The organism is uncultured Frigoribacterium sp. (assembly GCF_963515265.1).
Lineage (GTDB): Bacteria > Actinomycetota > Actinomycetes > Actinomycetales > Microbacteriaceae > Frigoribacterium.
Map to the genome: position 1 here is coordinate 1 of NZ_CAUPYL010000178.1, position 5,370 is coordinate 5,370.

At 71.8% G+C, this 5,370-nt stretch carries 5 protein-coding genes; 4 read left to right on the forward strand and 1 reads right to left on the reverse strand.

Going from position 1 to position 5,370, the window contains the following annotated elements:
* The coding region (locus RWM17_RS11890; protein ID WP_314103959.1) for a hypothetical protein at nucleotides 1–691 on the forward strand (691 nt) is incomplete at its 5' end.
* Between the two features lie 113 nt (nucleotides 692–804).
* Here RWM17_RS11890 and RWM17_RS11895 read toward each other — a convergent pair.
* Nucleotides 805–1,992, reverse strand: a complete 1,188-nt coding sequence (locus RWM17_RS11895) for a THUMP-like domain-containing protein (RefSeq protein WP_314103961.1) — start codon at nucleotides 1,990–1,992, stop codon at nucleotides 805–807.
* A gap of 141 nt (nucleotides 1,993–2,133) precedes the next feature.
* Between RWM17_RS11895 and groES the strand changes: the two genes are divergently transcribed.
* The 3 genes from groES to RWM17_RS11910 all read left to right on the forward strand — a co-directional run bounded on the left by groES (nucleotide 2,134) and on the right by RWM17_RS11910 (nucleotide 5,075).
* Nucleotides 2,134–2,430, forward strand: coding sequence for a co-chaperone GroES (gene groES / locus RWM17_RS11900; RefSeq protein ID WP_123355202.1), 297 nt, complete (start codon nucleotides 2,134–2,136; stop codon nucleotides 2,428–2,430).
* 161 nt (nucleotides 2,431–2,591) lie between these two features.
* Nucleotides 2,592–3,632, forward strand: a complete 1,041-nt coding sequence (gene rarD / locus RWM17_RS11905) for an EamA family transporter RarD (RefSeq protein ID WP_314103964.1) — start codon at nucleotides 2,592–2,594, stop codon at nucleotides 3,630–3,632.
* Between the two features lie 108 nt (nucleotides 3,633–3,740).
* Nucleotides 3,741–5,075, forward strand: a complete 1,335-nt coding sequence (locus RWM17_RS11910) for an ABC transporter substrate-binding protein (RefSeq protein WP_314103967.1) — start codon at nucleotides 3,741–3,743, stop codon at nucleotides 5,073–5,075.
* Nucleotides 5,076–5,370: the final 295 nt, after the last annotated feature.

Below are 5,370 nucleotides of genomic sequence, written 5' to 3' on the forward strand. Positions count from 1 at the left end.
GGCTCCGTATGGCGCGCCGCAGCCTCCGGCGTCGGCTCCGTATGGCGCGCCGCAGGCTCCGGCGTCGGCTCCGTACGGCGCGCCGCAGCCTCCGGCGTCGGCTCCGTATGGCGCGCCGCAGGCTCCGCCCCGGCCCGTCTACGGGCAGCCGGGCCAGCAGGGGCAGCAGCCCTACGGCGGCCCGCCGCAGCAGCAGTACGGCGTGCCCCCGCAGCCGTACGGTGCTCCCGCACCACAGCAGTACGGAGCTCCGCAGCAGCCCTACGGCGCGCCCCCGCAGCAGCAGCCCTACGGAGCCCCGCCGCAGCAGCAGCCCTACGGAGCCCCGCCCCAGCAGTACGGTGCCCCCCAGCAGCCCTACGGGGCGGCGTACTCGCCGTACGCCTCGGCGGGTGCCACGAAGCCCTCGAGCGTCCTCAGCATCCTGTCGCTCGTCGCGTCGATCGTGGGCTTCCTCGGGGTCATCGTCACCCTCGGCGTCGGCGTCGTGTTCTCGATCGCGGCGGTCGTGCTCGGCCACATCGCCGGTCGGCGTGAGCGGCAGTCGCGCAAGCTGTGGCTGCCGGGCCTCATCGTGGGCTACGCGGGCATCGCCCTCGCGGTCATCATCTGGATCGGGCTGATCGTCTTCTTCGCGAGCATGCCCGGCGGGTCGTCCGGCACCTTCGACGGCGGCTACGGGCAGTCCTGACCCCTGCCTCCTCGGACGGGTCCTGACCCGCGCCTCCTGGGGCAGGTCCTCAGAGGGGCAGGTCGTCCGGCAGGCGGGCCGTCAGGACGGTCGGCTGCCGGGACGGCCTGACGTCAGATGCGCTCGCAGAGCAGCGCCGTGTGGCGGCCGGCCACCCGGGTCAGCACCAGGGTCGCGGCGTGGGTGCCCTGCAGCGACAACCGCTTGCGGAACGCGGCAGGGTCGACGTCGACGCCGCGCTTCTTGATCTCGAGCCGACCGATGCCCCGGGTGCGCAGTTCGCGCTTGAGGGTCTTCTCGTCGAGCGGGAACGTCTCGACCACGCGGAACACCTGGGCGAACGGCGTCTCGACCGCCTCGTCGGAGGTGAGCCAGGCGATGTCGCGACTGAGCGTCCGCGCGCCGAGCCGCCGGGCGAGATCGCCGATCAGCCGGGCGCGGATGACGGCTCCGTCGGGCTCGTAGAGGTACTCCCCGAGCTCCCCGACCTCGACGTCGTCGGAGTCGGCGCGAGCGGTCAGCTCGGCCGTGCCGTGCGCGCCCACGACCAGCGCTGCCCTGCCCACGCCGGGGCGGGCGAGCGGCCCGAACCAGACGCCGACCTCGACCACCTCTCGGTCGACCGAGATCCACTGGCACTCGGCGTCGGCGGGCAGCAGCTCGCGGTCGACGCCGGGGCCGAGCTTGACCCCGGTGGGCAGGCGATCGGCCCAGCCGAACGCGACGTCGAGCGAGGGCGACCAGTCGGCCGGGTCGGCCAGGCGCCTCGTCGCGGCGTGGCCGGCCGTGCGGCGGGCCGGGTCGAGGAACACGCCCTCGACGTCGCCGACGTCCACCGTCGCGGCGTCGCCGTGCACGACGCGGGACGAAGCCCAGGGTGCGAGGTTGTAGGAGGCGACGGCCGCGGTGACCTCGTCGCGGTCGACCGCCAGCACGTCGAGCTCGAGGGCGGCCAGCGCGAGCGCGTCGCCGCCGATGCCGCAGCCGAGGTCGGCGACGCTGCCGAGCCCGGCGGCCCGGTAGCGGCCGGCGTGACGGGCGGCGACGGGGAGGCGCGTGGCCTGCTCGAGACCGGCCTCGGTGAACAGCATGCGGCTGGCGAAGTCGCCGAACTTCGCGACGGCCTTGGCCCGGAGCCGCGACTGGCTCAGCACGGCGGCGACCAGGGAAGGCGAGTGGCCCTGCCGGCGGAGCGCCGCGACGGCGCCGACGACGTCGTCGGACGCGCTCCAGGGGGGCAGCGAGTCGAGCAGTCGGAGCCCCTCGGGCGAGAGCACGTCGAGGAGCTCAGCAGTGTCCATGACACCAGTCTCGCCCATCGCCGACCGACTCTGGCACTCGGATTGACCGAGTGCCAGTTCGGCTCTACAGTTGTTCTGGCACTCGCACGTGGCAAGTGCCAGCCCACGTTCTACGAAGTTCCGAGAAAGCAGAGGTCAACCGTGTCGGTCTCCATCAAGCCGCTCGAAGATCGCATCGTCATCCAGCAGGTCGAAGCCGAGCAGACCACGGCTTCCGGCCTCGTGATCCCCGACACCGCCAAGGAGAAGCCCCAGGAGGGCGAGGTCGTGGCGGTCGGACCGGGTCGCATCGACGACAACGGCAACCGCGTGCCGCTCGACGTCGCCGTCGGCGACAAGGTCATCTACAGCAAGTACGGCGGCACCGAGGTCAAGTACGCCGGCGAGGACTACCTCGTCCTATCGGCGCGCGACGTCCTCGCCGTCATCGTCCGCTAGGCAGACGACGCACCTGCTCCACCCGGAGGCCCCCGCCCAGGCGGGGGCCTTCGTCGTCCCCGGCCGGGAACGGCAGCGGAGCGAGCCAGCGTGGCAGGAGTGGCCGTGTCCGACGACGGCGGCCCGCCCTAGAGTCGACCCGTGAACCGCAGAGCGCTCTCGTGACCCGCACCCGCACCTCCTCGTCGGGCGGCCTCGCCTACGCCGTCAGCGCGTACGGCCTCTGGGGCGTGCTGCCGGTGTTCTTCCTGCTCATGTCGCCCTCGGGGCCGTTCGAGATCGTCTCGTGGCGCATCCTGTTCTCCCTCGCCTTCTGCGTCGTGCTGCTCGCCGTCACCCGCGGGTTCCCGGCGTTCCTCGCGCTGCTGCGTCAAGGCCGGGTCGTGGGCACCATGGCGCTGGCGGGCGTGCTCATCGTCGTCAACTGGACGACCTTCATCGTCGCGACCCTGGCCGGGCACGTCGTCGAGGCGGCCCTCGGGTACTTCATCAACCCGATCGTCACGGTGCTGCTCGCGGTGCTGGTGCTGCGGGAGCGTCTCCGGCCGGTGCAGTGGATCGCGATCGGCCTGAGCGCCGTTGCCGTCGTCGTCATCACGGTGGGCACGGGCGGGGTGCCGTGGCCGTCGCTGATCATGGCCTTCTCGTTCGGGGCCTACGGGCTCGTCAAGAAGCAGATGGGCGGCAAGGTCGACGCCGTCAGCGGGCTGACCCTCGAGACGATGGCGGTCGCGCCGTTCGCGGCGGTCGCGCTCGTCGTGCTGGCCGTCACGGGCATCGGCGGGGGCGTCGTGTTCGGCTCCGTCAGCCTGGTGCACACGCTGACGGTGATCAGCTCGGGGATCGTCACGGCGGTGCCGCTGCTGCTCTTCGCCGCCGCCGCACGTCGGCTGCCGCTGGCGACCATCGGGCTGACGCAGTACCTCGCGCCCGTGCTGCAGTTCGTCGTCGGGGTCGTCCTGCTGCACGAGGAGATGCCGACGAGCCGGTGGATCGGGTTCGCCATCGTCTGGGTCGCGCTGATCGTGCTGACGACCGACATGGTCGTGACGAGCCGGCGGAGCCGTGCGCGAGGCCGCGAGGCCGACCGTGCGGCGGCACTGGCCCCCGACCCTGACGGCGGACGTGACGCCGGCCCCGGGGGCGACCGCTCGGCAGGTGCTGAGTCGATGTCACGAATTGCTAACGAAACGGCAGGGTGACCGGGAGAACACACGCAGGAAACATTCCGCCCCTAGTTTCTTCTCAATCGCGGGGACCGTCCACCTAGTGTCGGTCCGGCTGTACGCGCTTCATGAAAGGGACCACGGATGATCCGATCCACCAAAGGGCTGAGGGCCCTGGCGCTCGCAGGAGCCGCCTCCGTTCTGCTCGCAGCCTGTTCCACCACTTCTTCCTCGACCGACGACCCGTCGTCGTCCGCGTCGTCGACGACCAAGGCCGACCCCGCGGCCTCCTGCGAGGCGCCCAGCAGCCCCGGCCAGGACGCCCTCCGCATCGGCACGATCCTGCCGAACACGGGCACGCTCGCCTACCTGGCCCCGCCCGCCGAGGCCGGCGTCGGCCTCGCCGTCGAGGACATCAACGCCGCCGGCGGCGTGCTCGGCCAGGACGTCACGATCGACCCCGCGACCGACTCCGGCGACAGCAACGACCTCACCGTCTCGAGCGCCGCAGCGACGCAGCTGATCGACGCGAAGGTGCCGGTCGCGATCGGCGCCGAGTCGTCGAGCGTCACGCTCAACGTCATCGACCAGCTCACCGCCGCCTGCATCGTCGAGATCTCGCCCGCCAACACGGCGACCTCGCTCAGCGGCTACTCGTCGTACTACTTCCGCACCGCTCCGCCGGACTCGGTCCAGGGCAGCGCGCTCGGCACGCAGATCGTCAACGACGGCCGTGCCAACGTCGCGTTCCTCGTCTTCAACGACACCTACGGCACCGGCCTGCGCGACTCCGTCCAGGAGTCGATCGAGGCCTCGGGCGGCACCGTCGTCTACGGCGCGTCCGGCGAGGGCCAGGAGTTCCCCCCCGGCCAGACCACGTTCTCGTCCGAGGTGACGGCCGCGCTGGCCACGAACCCCGACGCGATCGTCATCCTCGCCTTCGACGAGACCAAGTCGATCGTCCCCGAGCTCATCTCGCAGGGCGCCGACATCAGCACGGTCTACATGTCGGACGGCAACACGGCCGACTACAGCGAGGACTTCGACCCGGGCACCCTGGCCGGCGCCCAGGGCACCATCCCCGGTGCGTTCCCGTCGACCGACCTGCAGTCTCGCTTCGCCGAGTTCTACCAGCGCACCGCGGGCTCGGCCCTGGCCGACTACTCGTACGCGCAGGAGTCCTACGACGCCGTCATCCTCGCCGCGCTCGCCGCGGTGAAGGGCGGCGGAACGGACTCCGGCACCATCCAGGCCAACATGGCGGCGGTGTCGGGTGCTGACGAGGGCACCGAGTGCAGCACGTTCGCGGACTGCGTCACGGCCATCGAGGCCGGCGACGACATCCACTACACGGGCCCCTCGGGCATCGGTGCGTTCGACGACAACAACGACCCGTCGAGCGCCTTCATCGGCATCTACAAGTTCGACGACAACAACGTCCCCGTCTACCAGACGGCGGTCGAGGGCCAGGTCGAGTAACACGGCCCCTGCCTGACGGAGAGGCCCCGGTGCTGCGGCACCGGGGCCTCTCTGCGTGCCCGGGGATGCTGCCCATGCTCAGGCGTCCGCCTCGGCACACAGGCCCGGTCTGCGCGCCCGTGGGACCCTGCGCGCCCAGGGGGACCCTGCGTGCCCGGGGGGACCCTGCGTGCCCCGGACGCGCCTCCTCGACGCTGCCCCGCTCCTCCCTCCGGGCTCACCCCCCCCCCCCGCCGCCCCGTGATTTGAGAGTGATGCGTACTGCACGAGGCCGCGGAGCCATCACCTGCAGGGC

Bases quoted from the DNA above. Each gene is read 5' to 3' on its own strand.
- RWM17_RS11910 (WP_314103967.1), top strand. From the start codon at position 3,741: ATGATCCGATCCACCAAAGGGCTGAGGGCCCTGGCGCTCGCAGGAGCC.
- RWM17_RS11895 (WP_314103961.1), bottom strand. From the start codon at position 1,992: ATGGACACTGCTGAGCTCCTCGACGTGCTCTCGCCCGAGGGGCTCCGA.